The following is a 22,670-nucleotide window of genomic DNA, read 5'->3' as shown; positions in this document are numbered from 1 at the left end:
CCCTATGACTGACCGCATCAAAGAGAACTACACCGAAAGCATCCAGACCAAGATAGCCGCCGCCGAGGCGCTGCCGGATGCCATCCATACTGCAGCCCAGATGATCACCATCTGCCTGCTCAATGGCCACAAGGTGCTGGCATGCGGTAACGGTCCTTCTGCCGCACTGGCGCAGCTGTTTATCTCCGAGCTGGTCAACTGCTACGAGACCCAGCGCCCCTCCCTGCCCGGTATGGCCCTGACCCCGGACATGGCGACCATCAGCGCCATCGCCACCGACCACGGTTTTGAAGAGGTCTACGCCAAGCAGATCCGCGCACTGGGCCAGCCTGGCGACATTCTGGTGGTCATCACCACCACGGGCAACAGCCGAAGCCTGATCAAGGCGGCCGAGGCTGCTCTCTCCCGCGACATGACCATTGTTGTACTGAGCGGCGGCGACGGTGGCGAGATGGCTGGCTTACTGGGGCCAAACGATGTGGAGATCCGAGTACCCTCTGCCCGCCGCCCCCGCATTCTTGAGGTCAACCTGTTGACCCTGCACTGTCTGTGTGATCTCATCGACCAGACTCTTTTCCCGCAACAGGAAGATTGAAACAATGAACAAGCAGATACTCATCCTTGGCCTGCTAGCTAGCTCCTTGCTATTGCAGGGCTGTGCTGCCGTGGTGGTTGGCGGAGCAGCTGGCACCGCCAAGGTTTCTGGCGACCGCCGAACCATGAGCGCCCAGTGGGATGACCAGAGCATCGAGCTGAAAGCAGCCAATCTGCTGGCCGACAACAAACCGCTCAGCGCAGCCAGCAAGATCAGCGTCTACAGCAACAATGGCCGTGTGCTGCTGGTCGGTCAGACACCTTCTGACGTTTACAAGCTGGAAGCAGGCAAGATTGTTGGCCGCATCGAGGGGGTCCGCCACGTCTACAACGAGTTACGCCTTGGTCAGCCAGTCAGCCTGACCACACGCAGCAATGACACTTGGCTCACCTCCAAGGTGAAAGCCGACATGTTCGGCACCAAAAACTTCGATAGCGCCAAGGTCAAGGTGGTCACCGAAAACGGCGAAGTATTCCTGATTGGTCTTGTCACCCGTCAGGAGGGAGAGCAGGCGGTCAACATCGCTCGCCACGTTAGCGGTGTGAAGCGAGTCATCAAGGCATTCGAATACGCCCAGAACTGATAATTATGGATATGAAAAACGCAGCCAATTGGCTGCGTTTTTTTATTTGATCACTTTCAGGGTCGGACGACCGCTTGGACGCGGAGGTTCCGGCTCTGGCTCCACCGGTGCTTCAGCCTGCTCCAGCCAGATATCGTAACCAGGCTCGGGGGGGAACAGGGTTCCCACGCCGTTCTCCCTAGCATGGATAGCCAGCACGGCCGCCATCGGGATATAGACCTGTTGGGATACCCCGCCAAAGCGGGCGCTGAAGCTGATTGCCTCATTATCCATGTGAAACTGCATTACGGCACGGGGCGCGATATTCAGCACAATCTGCCCGTCCTGAGCAAACTGCATCGGCACCATCACATGGGGAATGTTGACGTTGACCACCAGATGGGGAGTCAGATTGTTATCCAGCAACCAGTCAAAGAACGCCCGTAACAGGTACGGGCGACTCGGCGTCATTGTCGGTTCCATGCTCATACGCCAGCACGGATCTCGCGTTCGGCTTCGGTCAGGGAGGCCTGGAAGGACTCACGCTCGAACAGACGAACCATGTAGGCCTTCAGCTCTTTGGCGCCACGACCGGTCAGGTCGATACCCAGGCTCGGCAGACGCCACAGCAGCGGTGCCATGTAGCAATCCACCAGGCCAAACTCTTCGCTCATGAAATAGGGCATTTCACCGAAGATCGGTGCAATGGCGAGCAAGTTGTCACGCAGTTCGTTGCGTGCTGCTTCTGCATCGGTACCGGCCATGATCTTGTCAGCCAGGGAATACCAGTCCAGCTCGATGCGGTGCATCATCAGGCGGCTGTTACCACGGGCAACCGGATAAACAGGCATCAGGGGTGGATGCGGGAAGCGTTCGTCCAGATACTCCATGATGATGCGCGAGGTGTAGAGTGCCAGCTCACGATCAACCAGGGTCGGTACAGAGTTGTACGGGTTCAGCTCGGCCAGCTCATCCGGCAGATTGGCTGGATCAACCTGGCAGATATCCACGCTAACACCCTTCTCCGCCAGGACAATACGCACCTGATGGCTGAACATATCGTTGGCACCGGAAAACAGCGTCATTACCGAACGCTTATTGGCAGCTACAGCCATTGAACCCTCCCGTCATTAAAAAGCAGAAACGGCAATGAAGCATCTTGGTCTTCATTGCCGTGCATTATATTACCCGTATCTGGTCGCTTAGTGAACGTCGCGCCAGAATTCCTTCTTCAACAGCACAGTGAAGATGAAGAAGATCACGATGAAACCAAGCACCCAGAAGCCCATGCGTTCACGCTCCTGTTGTACCGGTTCAGCCGAGTAGACCAAGAAGTTTACCAGATCCAGTACCGTCTGATCATACTCTTCGTCATCCATTTCACCATTACCGTCAGATTTGATGCTGACAACCTGCTGGGTCTCGACTCCATCGACCGTGTGAGTGACGAACTCGGCACGGGGGGTTCCCTGCAACGGTTCCAACACATGAGGCATACCCACAGACGGGAACACCACATTATTCACCCCAAATGGACGAGTCGGATCCACATAAAAAGAACGCAGATAGGTGTAAATCCAGTCCGCACCACGTACCCGGGCAACCAGAGTCAGATCAGGAGGGGGAGCACCAAACCACTTGGCGGCATCCTTCTCGGACATGGCGCTCTTCATCAGATCACCCACTTTGGCGCCGGTGAAGATGAGGTTCTCCTTCATCAGCTCCTCGGGGATCTCCAGATCGGCAGCAACCCGGTTGTAGCGTTGATACTGGGTAGAGTGGCAGCCTGCACAATAGTTCATGAAGGTGGCAGCTCCACGTTGCAGGGATGCCTTGTCGCTCAGATCATAATTGGCTTTGTCCAGATGCACGGCCCCAGCATTGGCAAACACCAGTGATGGCAGCAGGGTCAGCACTGCAAATATTATTTTTTTCATTTAAATGTAACCCTCTCCGGCAGCGGCTTGGTGCGTTCGTTTTTGCTGTAGAAGAACAACAGCACGAAGAAACCGAAATAACCCAAGGTACAAATCTGGGCAACCAGCGTCAGGGTCGGCGTCGACGGCAGTACACCCAGCACCCCCAGAATGATGAAGCAGACCACGAACTGGGCGATGTTAAGCTTGTGCAGCTTGCTGCGATAGCGAACAGAACGCACCTTGCAGCGATCCAGCCAAGGCAGCAGGAACAACACCACAATAGAGAGGCCCATCATGATGACGCCAAGCAGCTTGTCAGGTACCGCACGCAGAATCGCGTAGAAGGGGGTGAAGTACCACACTGGCGCGATGTGAGCAGGAGTCTTGAGGCCGTTGGCCACTTCAAAGTTCGGCTTCTCGAGGAAGTAACCCCACATATCCGGCTTGAAGAAAATGATGGCGCAGAAGAAGAACAGGAAGCCAGCCACACCGATCATATCCTTGACGGTGAAGTAAGGGTGGAACGCCACCGCATCCAGCGGCCAGCCGTTCTCGTCCTTGTGCTTCTTGATGTCTATGCCATCCGGGTTGTTGGAACCCACTTCGTGCAGCGCCAGGATATGCATCGCAACCAGCATCACCAAAACCAGCGGCAACGCGATGACGTGCAGCGCGAAGAAGCGGTTCAGGGTCGCACCAGAGATAACGTAGTCACCACGGATCCACAGGGTAAGATCATCACCGATGACCGGAATGGCACCAAACAGCGAGATGATGACCTGGGCCCCCCAGAATGACATCTGTCCCCAAGGTAGCAAGTAGCCCATAAAGGCTTCCGCCATCAGCACCAGAAAGATCAGCATGCCGAAGATCCACAGCAACTCGCGTGGTTTCTGGTAAGAGCCGTAAATCATACCGCGGAACATGTGCAGGTAGACCACCACGAAGAAAGCAGAGGCACCGGTAGAGTGCATGTAACGCAGCAGCCAGCCATACTCCACATCACGCATGATGTACTCGACAGAGGCAAATGCACCCTCCGCAGAGGGGTTGTAGTTCATGGTCAGCCAGATGCCGGTGATGATCTGGTTAACCAGCACCAACATGGCCAGCGAACCAAAGAAGTACCAGAAATTCAGGTTCTTCGGTGCCGGATACTTGGCCATGTGGTCGTTGTACATGGCCGTAAGCGGGAAGCGATCGTCAATCCAGCCCATCAGTTTGCTCAACATGATCAGGCCTCCTTGCCATCGGCACCGACCAGAATGGTGGTGTCGTTAATGAATTGATACGGCGGAATAACCAGATTCAGTGGTGCAGGCACCCCCTGGAACACACGGCCAGCCATATCGAACTTGGAGCCATGACACGGGCAGAAGAAGCCGGATGTGACCCCCTGCACCTGCTCGCCAAAACTGTCAGGCAGATAAGAAGGCGAACACCCGAGATGGGTGCAAATACCGACCGCGACAAAGATCTCTGGCTTGATGGATCTGTAGCCATTATGTGCATAATCAGGCTGTTGCGGCTCTTCTGATGAGGGATCCCGCAACTTGTCATCATGTGCTGCCAGGGCATCCAGCGTCTGTTTGGTGCGTTTGACCACCCAGACGGGTTTGCCACGCCACTCGACACGGATGAGCTGACCCGGTTCCAACTTGCTGATATCGACTTCAACCGGTGCACCGGCTGCTTTGGCCTTGGCACTCGGATTCCATGACTTTATAAACGGCACTGCGGTAAACGCAGCTCCTACCCCACCAACGGCAACCGTTGACCAGGTAAGAAATCTGCGGCGACCGGTATCAACTGGCGCATTGCTCATCCAAAAACTCTCCCATGTGGACTCCGCACATTCTTATAGTGTCCCTGTTCCCCATTTTTCCCGTGACAACAGCGGCGGAAGCTGGATTTACAATTGCCACAGAAAACAGGGGAAATTTTAAAGAAAAGATAACAACTTGACAAGAAAGAGCGGTGAGCAATAAAAACAATAAAGAAACAATTTTTTGTCTTTTGTGACGCGTGGTTAGCATTGATGTCGGTAATATTACCAATAAAAAAAGCCTGGCGGTTGCCAGGCTTTTTTGACACTCGAAAGAGTGAGCACCAAAAGCGAATTAACGCTTGGAGTACTGCGGACGCTTACGAGCTTTGTGCAGACCGACTTTCTTACGCTCAACCTTACGGGCATCGCGAGTAACAAAGCCTGCTTTACGCAGTTCGGAACGCAGGGTTTCATCGTACTGCATCAGAGCACGAGTGATACCGTGGCGGATCGCACCAGCTTGACCGGAGATGCCACCACCGTTAACGGTGATGTACAGATCCAGTTTCTCGGTCATCTCAACCAGTTCCAGCGGCTGACGAACTACCATGCGGGCAGTCGGACGACCGAAGTACTGCTCCAGGGAGCGCTGGTTGATTACGATCTTACCGCTACCCGCTTTGATGAATACGCGAGCAGTGGAGCTTTTGCGACGGCCGGTACCGTAGTATTGATTTTCTGCCATGTTGCCAGTTCCCGATTAGATATCCAGTACTTGAGGTTGCTGAGCAGCGTGAGCGTGCTCGGCGCCTGCGTAAACTTTCAGTTTACGGAACATGGCACGGCCCAGAGGACCTTTCGGCAGCATGCCTTTAACAGCAGCTTCGATTACCATTTCCGGTTTACGCTGAATCAGCTTGTCGAAGCTGATGGACTTGATACCACCCGGGAAACCGGAGTGAGCGTGGTACATTTTGTCGGTAGTTTTCTTACCGGTAACACGTACCTTCTCAGCGTTTACAACGATGATGTAATCACCGGTGTCAACGTGCGGAGTGTATTCAGCTTTGTGCTTACCACGCAGACGAGCAGCGATCTCGGTTGCGATACGACCCAGAGTTTTACCTTCTGCGTCCACAATGTACCAGTCACGTTTTACGGTTTCTGGCTTGGCAACGAAAGTTTTCATTAAGTTAAACCCAATTACCTGTTACAGACCCAATTGTTTATGGGGGCTCTCCCACAAACAACAAACGATGGCCTACCTGTACCCCTTCGAATACAAGTAAAGCTTAAAGTGTTGCTGTCTTATCGACAGCTGTAACGTGGGCCGAGCGATTATAAGTGAAGTTGCCTTAAATATCACCTGCTAATTTCACTGCCATGAAGCTAGCAAATGTCGCCCGGCCCTACCTGCCGCAGATGCCCATCCGACTGGCAGGCGCGGTATTGTGACTAAGGAAGGTGCACTCTGGCAAGGTATTCGTGCGATTGCATTTCCTGAAGCCGTGAAAGACAGCGTTTGAATTCGAAATTCAGCAGCCCTTCGCCGTAGAGTTCTGCCATGGGAACAGCCGCCGACATGATGAGCTTGACGTGCCGTTCATAAAACTCATCGACCATGGCAATGAAGCGGCGGGCCGCGTCATCCGTGCCTGTGCCCATTGGTTGAACATTGGCCAGCAACACGGTGTGGAACAGCCGGGCCAACTCGATATAGTCGTTTTGGGAGCGGGGAGTACAACAAAGTTGCTCGAAATCCATATAGAGCACCCCTTCTCCCATACCCAGCGACGTCAGCTGACGATGATTGACCTCGAACGCCCCCTCGCAAGCAGTGTGCCCACCGGTTAATTGCTGAAAATAGTGGTCAAGATTAGCTTTTGCCTGCAAATCCAGCGGGCAGTGATAAATCTCGGCTTGTTCCAGCGTGCGCAGGCGATAGTCGATACCGCCATCCACGTTAAGCACTTCACAATGACGCTCGATAAGCTCGATAGCTGGCAGAAAACGGGCTCGCTGCAGCCCGTTGCGATAAAGATCCTGTGGCGGAATATTTGAAGTGGCGACCAGCACGACGCCGTGACCAAACAGCTCCTGAAACAGCGTGCCCAGCAGCATGGCATCGGTGATGTCGGAGACAAAAAATTCGTCGAAACAGATGATGTCTGTTTCGCTAGCAAGCTTACTGGCTACCAGCTTGAGGGGATCGGATTGCCCGCTCAGCCCTTGCAGTTCATCGTGAATACGATGCATGAAACGGTGGAAATGGCTGCGCATCTTGCGCGTCCCCGGCAGGCTGTCGAAAAAAGTATCCATCAGCCAGGTCTTGCCTCGGCCCACTCCACCCCACATATATATCCCGAGGACGGGCTCCGGCGGCTTGGGCTTTTGCAGCCAGCCCAGCAGGCCGCGGGCTCTGGTCGGAGTCGGGGTTTGGCACAAATCCTGATAGAGTCGCTCCAGACGGGCCACCGCCATCGCCTGGGCGGGGTCGGCCACGAAGCCGGGGCGCTGCAAATCCTGCTGATATTTTTGCTGCGGGGTCATCCTGTCGATTGCCTTCAAGTCCCTGAATGAAGGACAAAATGGTATCACGCTCTCGGGGTGCACGGTATAGTGCCATCAAGGCGTAGCGGCCGCTTTGGCCGCATCAACCCACATTCATTTAGCTGTAACAAGGAGCATCTATGAGTCTGTTAAACGGGATCCTGCTGGCTGTCGCGGCCTTGATTATCGGTATCGTTCTCGGCCGTTTTTCGGTGCGTAGTCGCGATGCCGGCCGTCTGGAACAGGAACTGAAAAAGGCCCACAAGGAGCTCGAAAGCTATCAGGGCCAGATCAACACCCACTTCGCCGACAGCGCCGCGCTGATGGAGCAACTGGCCGAACAGTATCAGACCCTCTATCGCCATATGGCGGAGCAGAGCAAATTCCTGGCCAAGGCCCAGGAACCCCTGTTCCGTGAATCATTGGTAGAAGAAGCACCAACCAAAGAACCAGAGGAGCCGGGCGTACCGCCTCGCGACTATGCCGGTGCCTCTTCCGGACTGCTCAAACAACCAAACTAGTTCCTCGCGGAACTAATTGACCTGCCCTGTGGTCTGACCTTGACGATTGCAATGCAACTTTTTCTGGGAGCTGTTTTTCATATGCGTAAACCTCTTTCCATGCTCAGTGTGCTAGCCCTCAGTGTCGGTATCGCCATGTCTGCGGCCCCCGCTCAGGCTGCACTGCCTTCCCTGTTAGGCTCGAATCAGGAGATGCCAAGTCTGGCGCCAGTGCTCGAACAGGTCACTCCTGCCGTAGTCAATATCTCTGTCTCCGGTAAGAAAGTGACCCGTCAGCGCCTACCGGAACAGTTCCGCTTTTTCTTTGGTCCCAACATGCCCGACGAGCAAGTGAGCGAACAGCCGTTCCAGGCTCTCGGCTCTGGCGTCATCATCGATGCCAAGAAGGGGTATGTGATCACCAACGCTCACGTAGTGCACGAAGCGGACGAGATCAAGGTCACTCTGAAGGATGGCCGTGAGTATGCGGCCAAGAAGATCGGTGAAGACAAGCAGTCCGACATCGCCCTGCTGCAAATCAAGGCCGAGGAACTGGTACAGATCAAGTTCGCCGACTCCGACGAACTGCGGGTGGGTGACTACGCGCTGGCTATCGGCAACCCGTTTGGGCTGGGTCAGACCGTCACGTCAGGTATAGTCAGCGCGCTCGGTCGAAGCGGCCTCAACATCGAGAATCTGGAGAACTTCATCCAGACTGATGCGGCCATCAACTCAGGTAACTCCGGTGGTGCCCTGCTCAACCTGCGTGGCGAGCTGATCGGTATCAATACCGCGATTCTGGGCCCGAACGGCGGCAACATTGGCATCGGCTTTGCCATTCCCTCTAACATGGTGCGGGATCTGACCGAGCAAATCGTCAAATATGGTGAAGTACGTCGTGGTCAGTTGGGTATTACCGGCACCGAGCTCACCTCAGACATCGCCAAGACCTTCGGCTACAACAAGAAGGATGGCGCCTTCGTCAACCAGGTCATGCCTGACTCCGCCGCAGATAAGGCGGGCATCAAGGCGGGCGATATCATCGTCAGCATCGATGGCAAGCCGGTTCGCTCCTTCGGCGAGCTGCGAGCCAAGATCGCCACCATGGGTGCTGGCAAGCAGGTCGCGTTGGGACTGATCCGCGATGGCAAGTCACAAACAGCCAAGGTAACCCTGAAGCAAGCCGATGACAGCGAAGTCCGCGCCAGCGCACTGCACCCGGCACTGGAAGGGGCCAAGCTGAGCACCACTACCGATCCGGTATCCGGCGTCGCAGTGGCTGACATTGATCCACGCTCTCCGGCAGCCGCTTCCGGCCTGCAGAAGGGGGACATCATCATCGGGGTCAACCGTCTGCGCATCAACACGTTGGGCGAGCTGAGCAAGGCGCTCAAGAACAAGCCTGACGTACTGGCGCTCAATATCCAGCGTGGTGACTCCTCGCTCTATCTGGTGATCCGCTAACACGCGGTTATTCGCCAACCGCTCTATCACCCGCGGCCTCGCCGCGGGTGATTTTTATCCATTGATAGTGTTATTCTCTGCCCGCAGCCAGCACGGATGAGAATGACATGAAAATCCCCTCTTTAGTCAGTTACTTGGGCAAGTCCATCGGTTTCGGTTTGACCGTCGCCGCACTGCTGTTGCTGCTGTTTCCCAATTTCCGTGGCGGGGCTCAACTGCCCGGCCTGATCACCAATGCCCGCGAACTGAGCTTCTCCTACGCCGCCCACCGCGCCGGCCCGGCAGTCGTCAACATCTATACCCGAAGCTTTGCCTCCAATCAGGGCAATCGCGGACAACTGCAGCCACAGGGGCTGGGCTCCGGCGTCATCATGACCCAGCGCGGCTACGTGCTGACCAACTACCACGTCATCGCCGATGCCGATCAGATCATCGTCGCCCTGCAGGATGGCCGCGTCTTCAGCGCCGAACTGATCGGCACAGACCCGCTCACCGATCTTGCCGTACTTTATATCGAGTCAGATAACTTGCCTGTGATCCCGCAAGATCCGGAACGCTTGCCTGAAGTGGGCGACGTGGTACTCGCCATCGGCAACCCCTATAACGTCGGCCAGACCATCACCCAGGGCATCATCAGTGCGACCGGCCGTACCGGCCTCTCCAGCATGGGGCCCGACAGCAATGGCCGACAGGATCTGCTGCAAACCGACGCGGCCATCAATGCTGGCAACTCGGGGGGTGCTCTGGTCAACGGTAGGGGCGATCTGGTTGGCATCAACACAGCCACCTATCACCTCAACGGCAATCAGGAGAGCTACGGCATCAGCTTTGCCATCCCCTACCGGCTGGCCAAGCGGATCATGGACGAGTTGATCGCCAACGGCCGCGTCATTCGCGGTTATCTCGGCATCTCCAGCGTCGAGATCAACCCCATCGTCGCCCGCATGATGAACCTGGGCGAACTGCGCGGTCTCATCGTCGAGAGTCTGGATCCTGTCGGTCCGGCGGCCAAAGGTGGCCTGCAACGGGGTGACGTGCTGCTCAAGATCAACGGTGAAGCGATCACCGGGGTACGTGCCGCCATGGACAAGATTGTAGAGAGCCGCCCCGGCACCCAGCTGACCATCTCGGTGTTGCGCTCTGGTAAGCCACTCGAGGTGGTAGTGACCATCGAAGAGGATCTGCGCTACCAGAACCGGGCTGCCGCCAGCGCGGCAGGCGCCAGCTAACCTCAACCCCATCTCATCGTTCAAGGGCGGGCAACCGCCCTTTTTCTTGCATGCTGTTTCATAAATACGCCCCGCCTGCGTGAGGCGACTCACACTTTTCGCCAAGGCTCAGCTGCCAGCTGAAAACGGGAAAGTGCGCCTTCGCTCACACTAACCCAGCCTCGTTCAGACCTTTTTCACTCTCTTTTGCCAACAAAAGGCCCTCTTTGACCCCGAATGATCGGGATTTCCGCTTCGAATCGGAAAAAAGCTGCCTCCACTCTCCATCCATGTCGGCTTAGGGTAGAGCCATCCCTTCTGCCAGCCTTGGAGAGCAGACATTGCAAACAGATACCTACGACCAGACCCTGACCCCGGACAGTCCGGCACTGCTGCGCCAGACCGATCAGGTCCTGGCACGCATTCATATTCTGCTGGGCGATCAGGGCATCCACCCCAACGAGGTACAGCAGCAGATGCTGGCCTCCCATATCAAAGCCATGGTGTGGCGCTCCCACAGCGGCGAACCGCTGCCGGAAGTTGACCTCAGCCTGTTTGAGGAGATCTCGCCCCTCTCTCTGCGTCTCGCCGAGCAGGTTGTCAGCTGGCTAGAGCGACTCGCCTACGAAGAGGCACACCTCTTGTCCGTCCATTTTGAAGTAGCCAAAGAAAACGAACTCAGCTCAGTAACAGGAGATAACTAAATGACTGCCATCAAACTCGTGATTGGAGATCGTCTCGGTAAAGGTCAGAAAGTAGGTGCAGGCGCGGAAGCTGCAGGTGCCAACGTGACCATCATCCCCGGCATGGCTGCCGATATGAAGCTCGGCGACGTGATGAACAAGGAGCAGGCTGATCTCGGCATCTCCTTCTGCGGCAGCGGCGGCGCCGGTGCCATCACCGCCCAAACCAAGTACGGCTACAAGTGCCGCTACGGCATGCGCTCCGTTGAAGAGGGTGTCACCGCCATCAACGAAGGTTGCGTGGTGCTGGGCTTTGGCTTCATGGACAAGGAAGAGCTGGGCCAGAAACTGGTCGAAGCCTTCGCCAAGAAGCACGGACGCGCCTGATGAAAGAGAACTTCACCACCAAGGTCACCGTCAGCGGCAAGGGAACCAGCCGTCAGCAGGCATTTGCCTCCGCTCTCAGCCAGGTGCAGCCAACGCTCCTCAAGGACAACCAGCAGGTACTGCTGCGCATTGAGCCGGTCGATGTACAGGTGCTTAGAGCCGAGGAGTCGGTCCGGGTGGAGAAGTTCCTGTTCTTCTTCCTGCCGCGCCAGCGCCGCGAATATCGCGTTCAGCTGGAGATCACGGTGCAGGTCACCAGTCTCGACGTCGCCAGGGTGACGTTCACCCAGGTGTGATCTCCTGACCGGCACCACCCCACAAGAAGGATACGTTGGATGTTTCTAATCATATTTATCAAGTCTCTCATCATTGGCGGCCTGGTTGGCGTCGGGGTGGGGGCCGGCGCGGCGCGGATGTTCCACGCCCCGACCGTACAGGGCATGGGCGCCTTCCGCACCCTGGGCGAACTCAACTCCTGCGAAGGGGATCCCGCTTCCCACTTCTCGTTTGGTCTCGGCTTTTTCTTCAACGCCTGGGCCTCCACCGTGGCGGCGGGCGCCTTCACCCAGGATGTGGATCACCGCATCATTCCGCACTGGGCCACGGCGGCACTGCTGTTCAAGAACCGGGATCTCGCCACCACCCTGCACGACCCGAAAAAGATGGCCATCGCTGGCGGCATCATAGGTGCCATCATGGTCGCCTTCCTCAACAGCACGGCCGCCGCCGTTCCGGCTGCATTGCAGGTCACAGCAGTCAAGGTGCTGGTGCCAGCCGCCAACCTGCTGGTCAATACCGTCATGCCGGTGATCTTCTGGCTCGCAGCCATCGAGGCGGGCAAGAAATCCGGTTTCTGGGCCACCATCTTCGGCGGTCTGGCCCAGCTCATCATGGGCAACGCGGTACCGGGCCTGGTGCTCGGCATCCTGATCGGCAAGGGCGTGGAAGAGAGCGGCTGGAACCACGTCACCAAGGTGATGATGGCGGCCATCGTCCTGCTGTTCGTGCTGAGCGGCTTCTTCCGCGGCTTCGACATGAAACTGATTGAATCCTTCCATATGGGTGTCCCCCTGTGGCTGGAGAACGTCCATAACCTGCTGAGCGGCAAATAAGGGGCCACACCATGGATGAGAAACTGAAAAACAACTTCTGGTATGCAGACTGGTCATTCCCCATCTTCGTCGGCCTGCTCTCGGCCGGGGTCTTTGCCGGTACCCACATGTTCTATCTGTACGGGGTCGGTGCCTTCAACGAGGTAGCCTTCGTTGCCATGCTGAAAGCCGGAATGGACACGGGTGCCTACGGCGCAGTAGCCGCGTTCGGTGCCAGCTTCCTGTTCGCCCGCATCATCGAGGGGTCCCTGGTGGGGATCCTGGATATCGGTGGTGCCATCCAGACCGGGGTCGGCCTCGGTGTGCCAGCCCTGCTGCTGGGTGCAGGCATCGTCTATCCGGTGGAAAACTTCGGTGCCTCGCTGGCAACCGGCATGGGGATTGGTCTGGCCATCGGCTACGTCATCATTCTGGCGCGCAAGTTCACCATCAACCAGAGCAACTCCACTTACGGTGCTGACGTCATGATGGGGGCTGGCAACAGCTCTGGCCGCTTCCTCGGCCCCCTCATCATCCTCTCCGCCATGGGCGCTTCCATCCCCATCGGTATCGGTTCCCTGCTGGGTGCCCTGCTGTTCTACGTGTGGGGCAAGCCCATCACCGGCGGTGCCATCCTGGGAGCCATGCTGCTGGGTACCTTCTTCCCGGTTGCACTTGCATAACCATCCGCCGCCCTGTGGGGCGGCTCGCCAGAGGTCATCAGCATGTACGACATCATCATCAAAGCCGGGCGCCAGGGAGATGGCCAGCTCGTCGATATTGCCATCAGAGAGGGCAAAATCGCCGCCATCGGCTCCCTGCCGGAGACGGCAACGGCGCAACAGTTCCTGGATCTCGCCGGCAGGATCCACGTCAGCGCCGGCTGGATCGATGGCCACACCCACTGCTACCCCGCCTCCCCCATCTATCACGATGAGCCGGACAAGGTGGGCATAGAGTCCGGGGTCACCACCGTGCTCGATGCCGGCAGCACCGGGGCCGACGATGTGGATGATTTCCAGCAGATCGCTGCAGGTTGCAAGACCCGGGTGCATGCCCTGCTCAACATCTCCCGCATCGGCCTGCTACGCCAGAACGAGCTGGCGGATAGCAGAGACCTCGATATGGATCTCGCCTCGGCGGCCATTCGCCGCCACCCCGACTTTATTGTCGGCATCAAGGCGCGGATGAGCGGCAGCGTGATCGGAGAAAACGGTCTGCAACCGCTGCGCATGGCCAAGGCCCTGCAACAGGCTCACGGCCAGCTGCCGCTGATGGTGCACGTGGGTAACACACCGCCTGATCTGGACGAGATAGTTGCCTTGCTGGGGGATGGCGATCTGCTGACCCACTGCTTCAACGGCAAGCCCAACCGCATCCTGACCCCGGCTGGCGAGCTGCGTCAGGCGGTGCGCGAGGCGATGCAGCGGGGCCTCTTGCTCGACATCGGCCACGGCGGTGCCAGCTTCAGCTTCGAGGTGGCGGAGCTGGCGATCCGTCAGGGGATCCTGCCCCGCACCATCAGCTCCGACATCTACTGCAAAAACCGCATCAAAGGGCCGGTCTACAGTCTGGCCCACGTGATGTCGAAGTTTCTCGCCATCGGCATGACGCTGGAGCAGGTGCTCGCCTGCGTCACCCATCAGGCCGCCGATGCCCTGCGCCTTTCCGGCAAAGGGCGACTCGAGGTGGGCGCCGATGCCGATCTGACCCTGTTCGAGGTGAGCAGCGGCCCCACCCTCTTTACCGATACCGAAGCCGGCGCCCGCAATGGCGATCGGCAGTTGCTGCCCCTCGCCGCCCTGGTCGGTGGCGAACTGGTTCTGACTCACTATGGGAAATCACACCATGCCTTCTGTGTATGAGAAATATCAGCTCAAACCGGTGATCAACGCCTCCGGGCGCATGACCATTCTCGGCGTCTCCACCCCCGAACAGGAGGTGGTCGACGCGGTCAACTTCGGCCTCGGCCACTACTTCGAGGTGAAGGATCTGGTCAACAAGACCGGCGCCTATCTGGCGGGCTTGCTGGACGTGGAAGATGCGGTGGTAGTCTCCTGCGCCAGCGCCGGCATCGCCCAGTCGGTGGCCGCCGTGATAGTGCGCGGCGACCCCTACCGCCTCGAGCAGTTGCACGCCCATGCCCACAATGTGCCGAGCGAAATCGTGCTGCCCAAGGGGCACAACGTCAACTTCGGCGCCCCGGTCGGTACCATGGTCAACCTGGGGGGCGGCAAGGTGGTGGAGGCCGGCTACGCCAATGAGTGCTCTGCTGCCCAACTGGCCGCCGCCATCAATGCCAACACTGCAGCCATCCTCTACATCAAGTCCCACCACTGCGTGCAGAAGAGCATTCTGTCGGTGGCCGAGGCAGCCGAGGTCGCCAGGGCCCACGGGCTCCCGCTCATCGTTGATGCGGCTGCCGAGGAGGATCTGCACCTCTACTACAACCAGGGAGCGGATCTGGTCATCTACAGCGGTGCCAAGGCCATTGAAGGGCCCACCAGCGGGCTGGTAGTTGGCAAGCGCCAGTACGTGGAGTGGGTCAAGCAGCAGGCCAACGGCATCGGCCGAGCCATGAAGGTGGGCAAGGAGGGGATCCTCGGCCTCACCCATGCCATCGAGCGCTACCTGGCCAAAGAGAAAGAGAGCGGCGCCGCCATGGTCGTCAAGATGACCCCATTTATCGAGCGTCTGAACCAGCTGTCCGGCGTCACCGCCAAAGTGGTGTGGGACAGCGCCGGGCGCGACATCGCCCGCACCGATATCGCCTTCGACCACCAGCAGATCGGCATGACCACAGTGCAGGTCGTCAGCCGTTTGCAACAGGGCACGCCTGCCATCTACTGCCGTGGCTACAAGGCCAACGAGGGGCATATCGAGATCGATGTACGCAGCGTCACCCTGCCCCAGCTAGACCAAATCCACTCCGCCATTGCCAACCTCGTTCAGGAGAATCGCTGATGTCCCTTACCCCCAACTACTACCGTGATCGGGTCTGTCTCAACGTGCTGGCAGGTTCCAAAGAGAATGCCGTCGAGGTATACGACGCCGCCGAAGGCCACGTGCTGGTCGGTGTGCTCTCCAAAAACTACCCGGATATCCCCTCTGCAGTTGCTGATATGAAGGAGTACGCCAAGCTTATCGATAACGCTCTCTCCATCGGTCTGGGGGCCGGTGATCCGCGCCAGTCCGCCATGGTGGCCGAGCTGGCCTGCCAGCTGCAGCCCCAGCACGTCAACCAGGTGTTCACTGGCGTTGGCGCCAGCCGAGCGCTGCTCGGCCAGTCAGAAACGCTGGTTAACGGCCTGATCTCCCCCACCGGTACGCCGGGTATGGTGAAGATCTCCACCGGCCCGCTCAGCGCTGGGCAGCCGGACGGGATTGTCCCCATCGATACCGCCATCGCCCTGCTCAAGGACATGGGTGGCAGCTCGGTCAAATTCTTCCCCATGGGCGGGCTGGCCTGCCGCGACGAGTATCAGGCGGTGGCCGAGGCTTGTGCTCGCCACGGCTTCTGGCTGGAGCCCACCGGCGGCATCGATCTGGACAACTTCGAGGAGATTGTGCGGATTGCGCTGGATGCCGGGGTCGAGAAGGTGCTCCCCCACGTCTACAGTTCCATCATTGACAGCGCGAGCGGTCACACTCGCCCCGAGGATGTGCGCGCCTTGCTTGAAATGGTGAAACAGTTATTACCTGAACATGTAGGTAAAGGCTGATATGCCGCCAGCCACTGGCTGATAGAGTTGGCAGTGGCTGGTTTGTTGGTTGCCCCGTAGTTAACATTGATCCTTTATCTCTCGACAGGAGTCTCGCCCCCCCTCATGATCAAGCTTCCCCACCCCAGACTCCATCAGCTGCTCACGCAACTCCATGCGGCGCCGCTACCTCAGGAGGAGCTTGCTCGTCGCCTTAACGTCTCCACCCGTACGGTACGCACCGATGTGGCAACTCTCAACGAGCTGATTGCTAACCACGGAGCTCACCTTATCCATCAGCGTGGCAGCGGCTACCAACTGAAGATCTACAACCAGGGATTGTTTGATGGATTATTGGCCGCACAGGAGCAGGAGTGTACGCTGCCACGCACTAGCCGTGAGCGGGTGCTGCATCTGCAGATCTTGTTGCTAACGGCAGAGCAGGGAATCAAGCTCGATGACTTGGCGGATACCTGGTACCTGAGCCGGACGGCACTACAGGGGGATATGGCGGAGGTACGTGAACAACTCGGCCACTTTAGACTCAGTGTCGAGAGCAAACCCCGACAGGGTATGCGCATCCAAGGCTGCGAAACTGCTATTCGCGCCTGCCTCACCCAATTGCTCTATCAGGAGCTATTGCACAGCACCCAGTTACAGAGCCTGCTGCCAAATATCTGTCCCAGCAAGACGATGGAGGTGGTAGGCAACCACATTCATGCCCAACTCGCTCGCCATCAGTTGCGTCTCGCTGACGAGAGCCTGCAGCAGCTCACGATCTACTGTGCCGTAGCTCTGCTGAGGCAAGCGTCCGGTCACGAACTGCACCAGTTCACCAGTGAAGACCTTACCACTCCACTGCTGGAAGCTGCCCGCGATATTTATACTGAGCTACCAACCCTGACGTCACCCACAGATGGCGAAATAGCTAGTCTCGCTATCCAGATCCAGGCTCGTCTGATGGCAGACAGTCCGAGCCTGAGCCCGGTCATGGCAGTGGAAAGCGAACAGCTTGTGACACATTTGCTGACCTACATCCATCAGCACTACCCCTATGACTTGCGTGGTGACCAGCAACTGCGAGCCGATCTGCAGAGCCACATTAGCGCCATGTTGCTGCGGGTCAAATACCAGATTGGCAGCCACAATCCACTGGCAGATCACATCAAGCAGTACTATCCCCTTGCCTATGACATCACCCTGGCGGCCATTTCGGAGTGGATCAAGCAGACCCCCTACCGACTGACCCACCACGAGATCGGCTATCTGGTGATCCATATCGGGGTAGGTCTGGAACGTAACTATGATATCGGCTACACCAGACGCCCGCTGGCACTGCTGTTATGCGACGCGGGAAATGCCACCTTCAGGGTGCTGGAGGCGCGCATCAGACGAGAATATCCCCAGCTACAGCTGACCACGCTGGAATCGGTGCGTGATTATGAAGGGTTGGCACACATCGAGCAGGACTTTGTCATTAGTACCGTCAAGGTGAGCGAGAAGGGGGGACCTGTCGTACAAGTCGACCCCTTCCCGACCCAGTACCAGCTGGAGCAACTCGGCAAGCTGGTGCTGATCGATCGCACCCGCCCCTACATGCTCGACAAATATTTCGATACGAACCACTTCATGGTGGTGACTGAACCTCTCAGCCAATATCAGCTTTTTACACAGGTTTGCGATCAGCTGGAAGACGAGGGACTAGTCGAGCAAGATTTCCGCACGTCGCTGCAGGAACGGGAAAGCATCGTCTCCACCATGTTGGGAGAAGGGATCGCCCTGCCCCACTCCCTCGGCCTGCTGGCACGCCGCACTCTGGTTTACACCGTGCTGGCACCGCAGGGGATCGAATGGGGCAATGGCGAAGTCGCGACGCTCATCTTCGTACTGGCCATCAGCAAGGCCGACTACGAAGAGGCTATGGGTCTCTACGACCTGTTTCTGGCACTGATGAACGAAAAAGCCAACAGGAATCTGCTGGCTTGCAGGGATTTTGCCAGCTTCAAAGCGCTGGCGCGTACCGGTTCATAATATCGAGCGAGGAGTGACTACTCCTCGTTGAAGCCGGAGGTGAACAGCTCCACCACGGCAGCAAGGGCCTCCTCCTCTTCGGGGCCCTCTACCTGAACCTCTACCTGCCTGCCTTGAGCCGAATCGAGCATCAACAAGCCAATAATGCTGTCGGCATCAGCCTCCACACCATCTTCATTGCGCAGCAACACATGGGCATCGAAACCCTGCACCAGTTCGAACAGCATCATGGCCGGTCTGGCATGAATACCCAGCTTGTTTTTCACTTCAACCGAGGCGGAAACAGTCATCGGATCGTCCTATTGGTCCGTCAGGATTGGGGGGCACTCTTGTCGAGAGTGCGGTGGCGGATCTGCACGTTCTTGCCAAGCAAGCGGAAAGCACTCGCCAACCGCTCGGCGATAAAGACCGAGCGGTGCTGCCCACCGGTACAACCGATACCGACCGTCAGGTAGCTGCGATTATTGCGCTCCAGATGGGGCAACCAGGTCACCAGCATGTTTTCGATCTGCTGGGTAAACAGCATCACGTCAGCCTGCGCCGAGAGGTAGTTGGCAACCGGCTCATCCTTGCCGGTAAACGGCTTGAGTTCGGGAATCCAGTGTGGATTGGGCAGGAAACGGGCATCGAACACGAAGTCGGCATCCTTGGGAATGCCGTACTTGAACCCGAATGACTCGAAGACCAGCACCAGCTCGTTCTCTTTCTTGCCGAGAACCCGGGTCTTGATGAGCTCGCTCAGGTCGTGAATGCTGAGGGTGGTGGTGTCGATACGCAGGTCAGCAGTCGAGGAGAGTGGCGCCAGCAGGTGGGTCTCCTCCCGAATCGCCTCATCCAGCGACAGCTTGTTGCGCGAGAGGGGGTGCAAACGGCGGCTCTCGCCATAACGCTTGAGCAGAGTGCCGTTGTCGGCGTCGAAGAAAAAGCTGGAGAACTCTACCCGCCCCTCATTGCGCACCTGAGCCAGCAGATTTTCCAGTTTCTCCGGATCGCTCGGCAGGTTGCGCACATCGATACTGACCGCCAGCTTGTCGTACTGGCTCTCGACCGAAACAATCAGCTGGGGCAGCAGATTGACCGGCAGGTTGTCCACACAGTAGTAACCCAGATCTTCCAGTACTCGCAGGGCTACCGTTTTACCGGAGCCCGAACGTCCACTTACCACGATTAACTGCATCTTGTTCCCTCACGCCAAAACGGGTGTCTCATCCTTGGCCTGCTGTCAGGCCGAGGTCATGATCTGATAGAGCTCTTCGTCGCTGGTTGCCTGACGCAACTGGCGGCAAACCGCCTTGTCACCCAGCTTGGAAGCCATCAGAGAAAGGGTCTTGAGATGCTGCTTGCACTCGCTTTCCGGCACCAGCAAGGCAAACAGCAGGTCAACCGGTTGATTGTCGATGGAGTCGAAAGGAATAGGGTCGGCAAAGGTCATCAGGATCGCGGTTGGCGGGAACTCATCGTCAATGCGACCGTGGGGGATCGCAATACCGGCACCGATCCCAGTACTACCCATTTTTTCGCGGGCCAGCAAGCATTCAAACAGCGCCTGACGGGAGGTGCCAAGGCGTTCGGCGGCCAGCTCGCTGATGATTTCGAGGGCGCGTTTCTTGCTGGTACAAGGGACTGCACTCTTGGTGCAGTCCCGACTCAGTATGTGTTCAAGTTGCATGGTTATTTTTTATTTAACTTATCTTTGTGCTTGATGATCTGCCTGTCCAGCTTGTCGAGCAAGGTGTCTATCGCAGCATACATATCGGCATGTTCAGAGTTGGCAAACACTTCGCCACCGCTGACGTGCAATTTGGCTTCCGCTATCTGGTTCAGTTTTTCCACGCTAAGCACCACATGAACATTGTTGATGTGGTCGAAGTGACGCTCGAGTTTGGCAAATTTGTTATTCACATAATCACGCAGAGCTTCGGTGATCTCGACATGGTGTCCGGTCAGGTTAATTTGCATAACATCATCCTTTTGTTTGCCTAAACCAGGCGTTTGCGCTGATTGGAAGGTGGGATAAACAAGGATTCGCGATACTTAGCGATCGTGCGTCTCGCCACCATAATACCCTGTTCGGCCAGCAAATCCGCGATCTTGCTATCACTTAACGGCTTGGCAGGATTCTCTGCCGTGACCAGCTTCTTGATGAGCGCGCGAATTGCGGTCGATGAGCACTCTCCTCCTCCTTCGGTGTTCACATGGCTGGAGAAAAAAAACTTCAATTCGAAGATACCACGGGGGGTATGCATGTACTTCTGGGTCGTCACCCGGGAGATGGTCGACTCATGCATCTCCACCGCTTCGGCGATGTCATTGAGCACCATCGGCTTCATCGCCTCTTCACCATACTCGAAAAAGCCCTGTTGCTGCTCGACAATGCAACTGGCCACTTTCAGCAGGGTGTCATTGCGACTTTCCAGACTCTTGATGAACCACTTGGCTTCCTGCAAATGGGAGCGAATAAACTGGGTGTCGGTGCTGCTGCGAGCGTTGCGAGCCATGGCGGCATAGGTCTCGTTGACCCGGATGCGGGGGGCGGAGTCTGGATTGAGCTCGACCACCCACTTGCTGCCCTTCTTGACCACGGTGACGTCGGGGATCACGTACTGGGAGTCGCTCTGGATGATGCCGTTGCCGGGACGCGGCTCCAGCAGCTGGATCAGATCCAGCACCTCCTTGAGGTCGCTCTCTTTGAGTTTTGTCTTGCGGGCGAGGGTGCGGTAATCCCGGTTGCCGAGCAGCTCCATGTGCTCGAGGATCACCTCTTTGGCCTCGTTGAGCCAGGGGGTCTGCGGGTCATACTGGTCCAGCTGGATCAGCAAACACTCCTGCACAGAACGGGCAGCAATGCCGACCGGATCGAAGTGCTGCACCCGCTTGAGTACCGCCTCGACCTCATCGAGTTCCACCTCTACGTCATCGCTGGTGACTGCAGCCTGGATATCCTCCAGCGCAACGGTCAGATAACCGGATTCGTCGATGGCATCGATGATGGCGAGCGCGATGGCGGCATCCACATCGCTGAACGGTGTGAGCCGCATCTGCCACAGCAGATAATCCTGCAGGTTTTCGGTGGTTTCACCCTGATAGACGCTATCTTCCCCATCATGGATGGGGCCCGCGCTCTGGGCGGTGCCGGCAGAGTAAACCTCGTCCCAGGTGGTATCCACCGGCAACTCGTCCGGCATCTGCTCTTGGGCCATGGCATCGCTGGAATCCAGCTGGCTGGCATCGACCGGCGCTTCCGGACTGGTCTCTTGCGCCTCGCTCTCTTCCTGCTCCAGCAGAGGGTTGTTTTCGAGCGCTTGCTGAATTTCCTGCTGAAGTTCCAGAGTGGAGAGCTGGAGCAGACGAATCGCTTGTTGTAATTGCGGCGTCATGGTCAGGGACTGACCGAGACGCAACTGTAATGTCGGCTTCATCTACGTCGGGATATCCTTATGTTCAGCGAGGCACTCGTCAAAGGAAATGAAGGCATGCCCCCTTACTATAGACTGAATTGATCGCCCAAATAGACGCGCTTGACCTGCTCATCGGCAAGGATGTCAGCCGGTGCACCTTCGGCAATCATCTTGCCGTGGCTGACGATATAGGCCTTCTCACATACGTCCAGAGTCTCTCTGACGTTGTGGTCGGTAATCAAGACGCCAAGGCCTCTATCTTTCAGATGCTGAATGATCTTCTTGATGTCTATCACAGAAATCGGGTCAACCCCTGCAAAGGGTTCATCCAGCAGAATAAAACGCGGCTCGGCCGCCAGCGCACGGGCGATCTCGACCCGACGGCGCTCACCGCCGGAGAGGCTCTGCCCCAGGTTGTCGCGAATGTGGGTGATATTGAACTCTTCCAGCAGTTGCTGAACCTTGTCTTCACGCTCCTCACGGCTCAACCCCTTGCGGGTCTGCATCACGCCCATCAGGTTGTCGAACACCGACAGGCGACGGAAGATGGAGGCCTCCTGTGGCAGGTAACCGATGCCGTTACGCGCCCGCACATGCATGGGCTGCAGGCTGATGTCCTGATCGTCGATGGTGATGAGACCTGCATCGCGCTGCACCAGCCCCACGATCATGTAGAAGGAGGTGGTCTTGCCCGCCCCGTTGGGGCCGAGCAGGCCGACAATCTGGCCAGTGCCCACTTCAAGGCTGACGTCACTCACCACCATGCGGCGCTTGTAGCTCTTCTGCAGACCCACTGCTTTCAACACTGCCATG

The 22,670-nt window shown here is 57.4% G+C and carries 28 protein-coding genes; 14 read left to right on the top strand and 14 right to left on the bottom strand.

Translation table 11 applies throughout. From position 1 onward, the window contains the following. Positions 1-4: 4 nt before the first annotated feature. On the top strand, positions 5-595 hold the full coding sequence (locus I6L35_RS08125) for an SIS domain-containing protein (RefSeq protein ID WP_005341724.1): 591 nt from the start codon (positions 5-7) through the stop codon (positions 593-595). 4 nt (positions 596-599) lie between these two features. Beyond that, positions 600-1,178: a division/outer membrane stress-associated lipid-binding lipoprotein gene (gene dolP, locus I6L35_RS08120; RefSeq protein ID WP_216979972.1), complete on the top strand. Its 579-nt coding sequence runs from the start codon at positions 600-602 to the stop codon at positions 1,176-1,178. A gap of 42 nt (positions 1,179-1,220) precedes the next feature. Here dolP and I6L35_RS08115 read toward each other — a convergent pair whose 3' ends face one another. The 8 genes from I6L35_RS08115 to zapE all read right to left on the bottom strand — a co-directional run bounded on the left by I6L35_RS08115 (position 1,221) and on the right by zapE (position 7,394). Then, on the bottom strand, positions 1,221-1,646 hold the full coding sequence (locus I6L35_RS08115) for a ClpXP protease specificity-enhancing factor (RefSeq protein ID WP_216979971.1): 426 nt from the start codon (positions 1,644-1,646) through the stop codon (positions 1,221-1,223). Next, positions 1,643-2,272, bottom strand: a complete 630-nt coding sequence (gene sspA / locus I6L35_RS08110; protein WP_005336279.1) for a stringent starvation protein SspA — start codon at positions 2,270-2,272, stop codon at positions 1,643-1,645. Before sspA ends, I6L35_RS08115 begins: the two co-directional genes overlap by 4 nt. A gap of 87 nt (positions 2,273-2,359) precedes the next feature. Beyond that, on the bottom strand, positions 2,360-3,094 hold the full coding sequence (locus I6L35_RS08105) for a cytochrome c1 (RefSeq protein WP_040068844.1): 735 nt from the start codon (positions 3,092-3,094) through the stop codon (positions 2,360-2,362). Continuing rightward, on the bottom strand, positions 3,091-4,308 hold the full coding sequence (locus I6L35_RS08100) for a cytochrome bc complex cytochrome b subunit (RefSeq protein WP_005341735.1): 1,218 nt from the start codon (positions 4,306-4,308) through the stop codon (positions 3,091-3,093). Before I6L35_RS08100 ends, I6L35_RS08105 begins: the two co-directional genes overlap by 4 nt. A gap of 2 nt (positions 4,309-4,310) precedes the next feature. Next, positions 4,311-4,901: a ubiquinol-cytochrome c reductase iron-sulfur subunit gene (gene petA, locus I6L35_RS08095; protein WP_040068840.1), complete on the bottom strand. Its 591-nt coding sequence runs from the start codon at positions 4,899-4,901 to the stop codon at positions 4,311-4,313. Between the two features lie 295 nt (positions 4,902-5,196). After that, positions 5,197-5,589: a 30S ribosomal protein S9 gene (rpsI, locus tag I6L35_RS08090; RefSeq protein ID WP_005336286.1), complete on the bottom strand. Its 393-nt coding sequence runs from the start codon at positions 5,587-5,589 to the stop codon at positions 5,197-5,199. A 15-nt stretch (positions 5,590-5,604) separates the two neighbouring features. Next, positions 5,605-6,033: a 50S ribosomal protein L13 gene (gene rplM / locus I6L35_RS08085; RefSeq protein ID WP_005341737.1), complete on the bottom strand. Its 429-nt coding sequence runs from the start codon at positions 6,031-6,033 to the stop codon at positions 5,605-5,607. 266 nt (positions 6,034-6,299) lie between these two features. Then, a complete protein-coding gene (zapE, locus tag I6L35_RS08080) occupies positions 6,300-7,394 on the bottom strand; it encodes a cell division protein ZapE (protein WP_216980255.1) in 1,095 nt (364 codons plus the stop codon). Positions 7,395-7,534: 140 nt separating this feature from the next. Between zapE and I6L35_RS08075 the strand changes: the two genes are divergently transcribed. From I6L35_RS08075 to I6L35_RS08020, 12 genes are all read left to right on the top strand, one after another. Continuing rightward, the gene (locus I6L35_RS08075) at positions 7,535-7,915 is read left to right on the top strand and encodes a YhcB family protein (RefSeq protein ID WP_216979970.1); all 381 of its coding nucleotides are present in this window, start codon (positions 7,535-7,537) and stop codon (positions 7,913-7,915) included. Positions 7,916-7,996: 81 nt separating this feature from the next. Next, positions 7,997-9,358 carry a Do family serine endopeptidase gene (locus tag I6L35_RS08070; protein ID WP_216979969.1) on the top strand — a complete coding sequence of 454 codons (1,362 nt, stop codon included), beginning with the start codon at positions 7,997-7,999 and terminating at the stop codon, positions 9,356-9,358. A gap of 107 nt (positions 9,359-9,465) precedes the next feature. Next, a complete protein-coding gene (degS, locus tag I6L35_RS08065; protein ID WP_005341742.1) occupies positions 9,466-10,587 on the top strand; it encodes an outer membrane-stress sensor serine endopeptidase DegS in 1,122 nt (373 codons plus the stop codon). 320 nt (positions 10,588-10,907) lie between these two features. Next, positions 10,908-11,270, top strand: a complete 363-nt coding sequence (locus tag I6L35_RS08060; RefSeq protein WP_216979968.1) for a PRD domain-containing protein — start codon at positions 10,908-10,910, stop codon at positions 11,268-11,270. Further along, positions 11,271-11,636 (top strand): SFCGS family glycine-rich protein, encoded by a 366-nt coding sequence (locus I6L35_RS08055; RefSeq protein ID WP_005355141.1) that lies wholly within the window; start codon positions 11,271-11,273, stop codon positions 11,634-11,636. Continuing rightward, positions 11,636-11,932, top strand: a complete 297-nt coding sequence (locus tag I6L35_RS08050) for a DUF4312 family protein (RefSeq protein WP_005341745.1) — start codon at positions 11,636-11,638, stop codon at positions 11,930-11,932. The genes I6L35_RS08055 and I6L35_RS08050 overlap by 1 nt, the downstream gene beginning before the upstream one ends. Before the next feature lie 39 nt (positions 11,933-11,971). After that, entirely contained in the window at positions 11,972-12,748 is a 777-nt protein-coding gene (locus I6L35_RS08045) for a DUF4311 domain-containing protein (protein WP_216979967.1), read from the top strand. An 11-nt stretch (positions 12,749-12,759) separates the two neighbouring features. After that, positions 12,760-13,410 (top strand): DUF4310 family protein, encoded by a 651-nt coding sequence (locus tag I6L35_RS08040; protein ID WP_011707606.1) that lies wholly within the window; start codon positions 12,760-12,762, stop codon positions 13,408-13,410. A gap of 42 nt (positions 13,411-13,452) precedes the next feature. Continuing rightward, positions 13,453-14,592, top strand: coding sequence for an amidohydrolase/deacetylase family metallohydrolase (locus I6L35_RS08035; protein ID WP_216979966.1), 1,140 nt, complete (start codon positions 13,453-13,455; stop codon positions 14,590-14,592). Then, positions 14,576-15,691: a DgaE family pyridoxal phosphate-dependent ammonia lyase gene (locus I6L35_RS08030; protein ID WP_216979965.1), complete on the top strand. Its 1,116-nt coding sequence runs from the start codon at positions 14,576-14,578 to the stop codon at positions 15,689-15,691. The genes I6L35_RS08035 and I6L35_RS08030 overlap by 17 nt, the downstream gene beginning before the upstream one ends. Further along, a complete protein-coding gene (locus tag I6L35_RS08025) occupies positions 15,691-16,449 on the top strand; it encodes a KDGP aldolase family protein (protein WP_216979964.1) in 759 nt (252 codons plus the stop codon). Before I6L35_RS08030 ends, I6L35_RS08025 begins: the two co-directional genes overlap by 1 nt. Before the next feature lie 105 nt (positions 16,450-16,554). Further along, complete coding sequence (locus I6L35_RS08020; RefSeq protein WP_216979963.1) at positions 16,555-18,459, top strand: transcription antiterminator; 1,905 nt, start codon at positions 16,555-16,557, stop codon at positions 18,457-18,459. Positions 18,460-18,476: 17 nt separating this feature from the next. Here I6L35_RS08020 and npr read toward each other — a convergent pair whose 3' ends face one another. From npr to lptB, 6 genes are all read right to left on the bottom strand, one after another. Then, a complete protein-coding gene (gene npr, locus I6L35_RS08015; RefSeq protein WP_042024530.1) occupies positions 18,477-18,749 on the bottom strand; it encodes a PTS phosphocarrier protein NPr in 273 nt (90 codons plus the stop codon). A 20-nt stretch (positions 18,750-18,769) separates the two neighbouring features. After that, positions 18,770-19,636: an RNase adapter RapZ gene (rapZ, locus tag I6L35_RS08010; RefSeq protein ID WP_040068818.1), complete on the bottom strand. Its 867-nt coding sequence runs from the start codon at positions 19,634-19,636 to the stop codon at positions 18,770-18,772. A gap of 45 nt (positions 19,637-19,681) precedes the next feature. Then, positions 19,682-20,128 carry a PTS IIA-like nitrogen regulatory protein PtsN gene (ptsN, locus tag I6L35_RS08005; RefSeq protein WP_005336322.1) on the bottom strand — a complete coding sequence of 149 codons (447 nt, stop codon included), beginning with the start codon at positions 20,126-20,128 and terminating at the stop codon, positions 19,682-19,684. A gap of 2 nt (positions 20,129-20,130) precedes the next feature. Beyond that, on the bottom strand, positions 20,131-20,418 hold the full coding sequence (hpf, locus tag I6L35_RS08000) for a ribosome hibernation promoting factor (protein ID WP_005336323.1): 288 nt from the start codon (positions 20,416-20,418) through the stop codon (positions 20,131-20,133). 20 nt (positions 20,419-20,438) lie between these two features. Further along, positions 20,439-21,878 (bottom strand): RNA polymerase factor sigma-54, encoded by a 1,440-nt coding sequence (locus I6L35_RS07995; RefSeq protein WP_204482290.1) that lies wholly within the window; start codon positions 21,876-21,878, stop codon positions 20,439-20,441. 65 nt (positions 21,879-21,943) lie between these two features. Beyond that, positions 21,944-22,669, bottom strand: a complete 726-nt coding sequence (gene lptB / locus I6L35_RS07990) for an LPS export ABC transporter ATP-binding protein (protein ID WP_005336333.1) — start codon at positions 22,667-22,669, stop codon at positions 21,944-21,946. Between the last annotated feature and the right edge of the window lies 1 nt (position 22,670).

This window comes from Aeromonas sp. FDAARGOS 1405 (genome assembly GCF_019048265.1).
GTDB classification, from domain to species: Bacteria; Pseudomonadota; Gammaproteobacteria; order Enterobacterales; family Aeromonadaceae; genus Aeromonas; species Aeromonas veronii_A.
The sequence above is the reverse complement of the archived record's forward strand: the minus strand, read 5'-3'. Positions and strand labels throughout refer to the sequence as shown.

Coding starts and splice junctions, on each gene's coding strand:
- I6L35_RS08125 (WP_005341724.1), top strand. CDS start 5: ATGACTGACCGCATCAAAGAGAACTACACCGAAAGCATCCAGACCAAG.
- degS (WP_005341742.1), top strand. CDS start 9,466: ATGAAAATCCCCTCTTTAGTCAGTTACTTGGGCAAGTCCATCGGTTTC.
- I6L35_RS08045 (WP_216979967.1), top strand. CDS start 11,972: ATGTTTCTAATCATATTTATCAAGTCTCTCATCATTGGCGGCCTGGTT.
- dolP (WP_216979972.1), top strand. CDS start 600: ATGAACAAGCAGATACTCATCCTTGGCCTGCTAGCTAGCTCCTTGCTA.
- npr (WP_042024530.1), bottom strand. CDS start 18,749: ATGACTGTTTCCGCCTCGGTTGAAGTGAAAAACAAGCTGGGTATTCAT.
- rplM (WP_005341737.1), bottom strand. CDS start 6,033: ATGAAAACTTTCGTTGCCAAGCCAGAAACCGTAAAACGTGACTGGTAC.
- ptsN (WP_005336322.1), bottom strand. CDS start 20,128: ATGCAACTTGAACACATACTGAGTCGGGACTGCACCAAGAGTGCAGTC.
- rapZ (WP_040068818.1), bottom strand. CDS start 19,636: ATGCAGTTAATCGTGGTAAGTGGACGTTCGGGCTCCGGTAAAACGGTA.
- I6L35_RS08115 (WP_216979971.1), bottom strand. CDS start 1,646: ATGAGCATGGAACCGACAATGACGCCGAGTCGCCCGTACCTGTTACGG.
- I6L35_RS08050 (WP_005341745.1), top strand. CDS start 11,636: ATGAAAGAGAACTTCACCACCAAGGTCACCGTCAGCGGCAAGGGAACC.
- I6L35_RS08040 (WP_011707606.1), top strand. CDS start 12,760: ATGGATGAGAAACTGAAAAACAACTTCTGGTATGCAGACTGGTCATTC.
- I6L35_RS08075 (WP_216979970.1), top strand. CDS start 7,535: ATGAGTCTGTTAAACGGGATCCTGCTGGCTGTCGCGGCCTTGATTATC.
- I6L35_RS08105 (WP_040068844.1), bottom strand. CDS start 3,094: ATGAAAAAAATAATATTTGCAGTGCTGACCCTGCTGCCATCACTGGTG.
- rpsI (WP_005336286.1), bottom strand. CDS start 5,589: ATGGCAGAAAATCAATACTACGGTACCGGCCGTCGCAAAAGCTCCACT.
- I6L35_RS08020 (WP_216979963.1), top strand. CDS start 16,555: ATGATCAAGCTTCCCCACCCCAGACTCCATCAGCTGCTCACGCAACTC.
- zapE (WP_216980255.1), bottom strand. CDS start 7,394: ATGACCCCGCAGCAAAAATATCAGCAGGATTTGCAGCGCCCCGGCTTC.
- lptB (WP_005336333.1), bottom strand. CDS start 22,669: ATGGCAGTGTTGAAAGCAGTGGGTCTGCAGAAGAGCTACAAGCGCCGC.
- I6L35_RS08055 (WP_005355141.1), top strand. CDS start 11,271: ATGACTGCCATCAAACTCGTGATTGGAGATCGTCTCGGTAAAGGTCAG.
- I6L35_RS08070 (WP_216979969.1), top strand. CDS start 7,997: ATGCGTAAACCTCTTTCCATGCTCAGTGTGCTAGCCCTCAGTGTCGGT.
- petA (WP_040068840.1), bottom strand. CDS start 4,901: ATGAGCAATGCGCCAGTTGATACCGGTCGCCGCAGATTTCTTACCTGG.
- sspA (WP_005336279.1), bottom strand. CDS start 2,272: ATGGCTGTAGCTGCCAATAAGCGTTCGGTAATGACGCTGTTTTCCGGT.
- I6L35_RS08035 (WP_216979966.1), top strand. CDS start 13,453: ATGTACGACATCATCATCAAAGCCGGGCGCCAGGGAGATGGCCAGCTC.
- hpf (WP_005336323.1), bottom strand. CDS start 20,418: ATGCAAATTAACCTGACCGGACACCATGTCGAGATCACCGAAGCTCTG.
- I6L35_RS08025 (WP_216979964.1), top strand. CDS start 15,691: ATGTCCCTTACCCCCAACTACTACCGTGATCGGGTCTGTCTCAACGTG.
- I6L35_RS08030 (WP_216979965.1), top strand. CDS start 14,576: ATGCCTTCTGTGTATGAGAAATATCAGCTCAAACCGGTGATCAACGCC.
- I6L35_RS08100 (WP_005341735.1), bottom strand. CDS start 4,308: ATGTTGAGCAAACTGATGGGCTGGATTGACGATCGCTTCCCGCTTACG.
- I6L35_RS07995 (WP_204482290.1), bottom strand. CDS start 21,878: ATGAAGCCGACATTACAGTTGCGTCTCGGTCAGTCCCTGACCATGACG.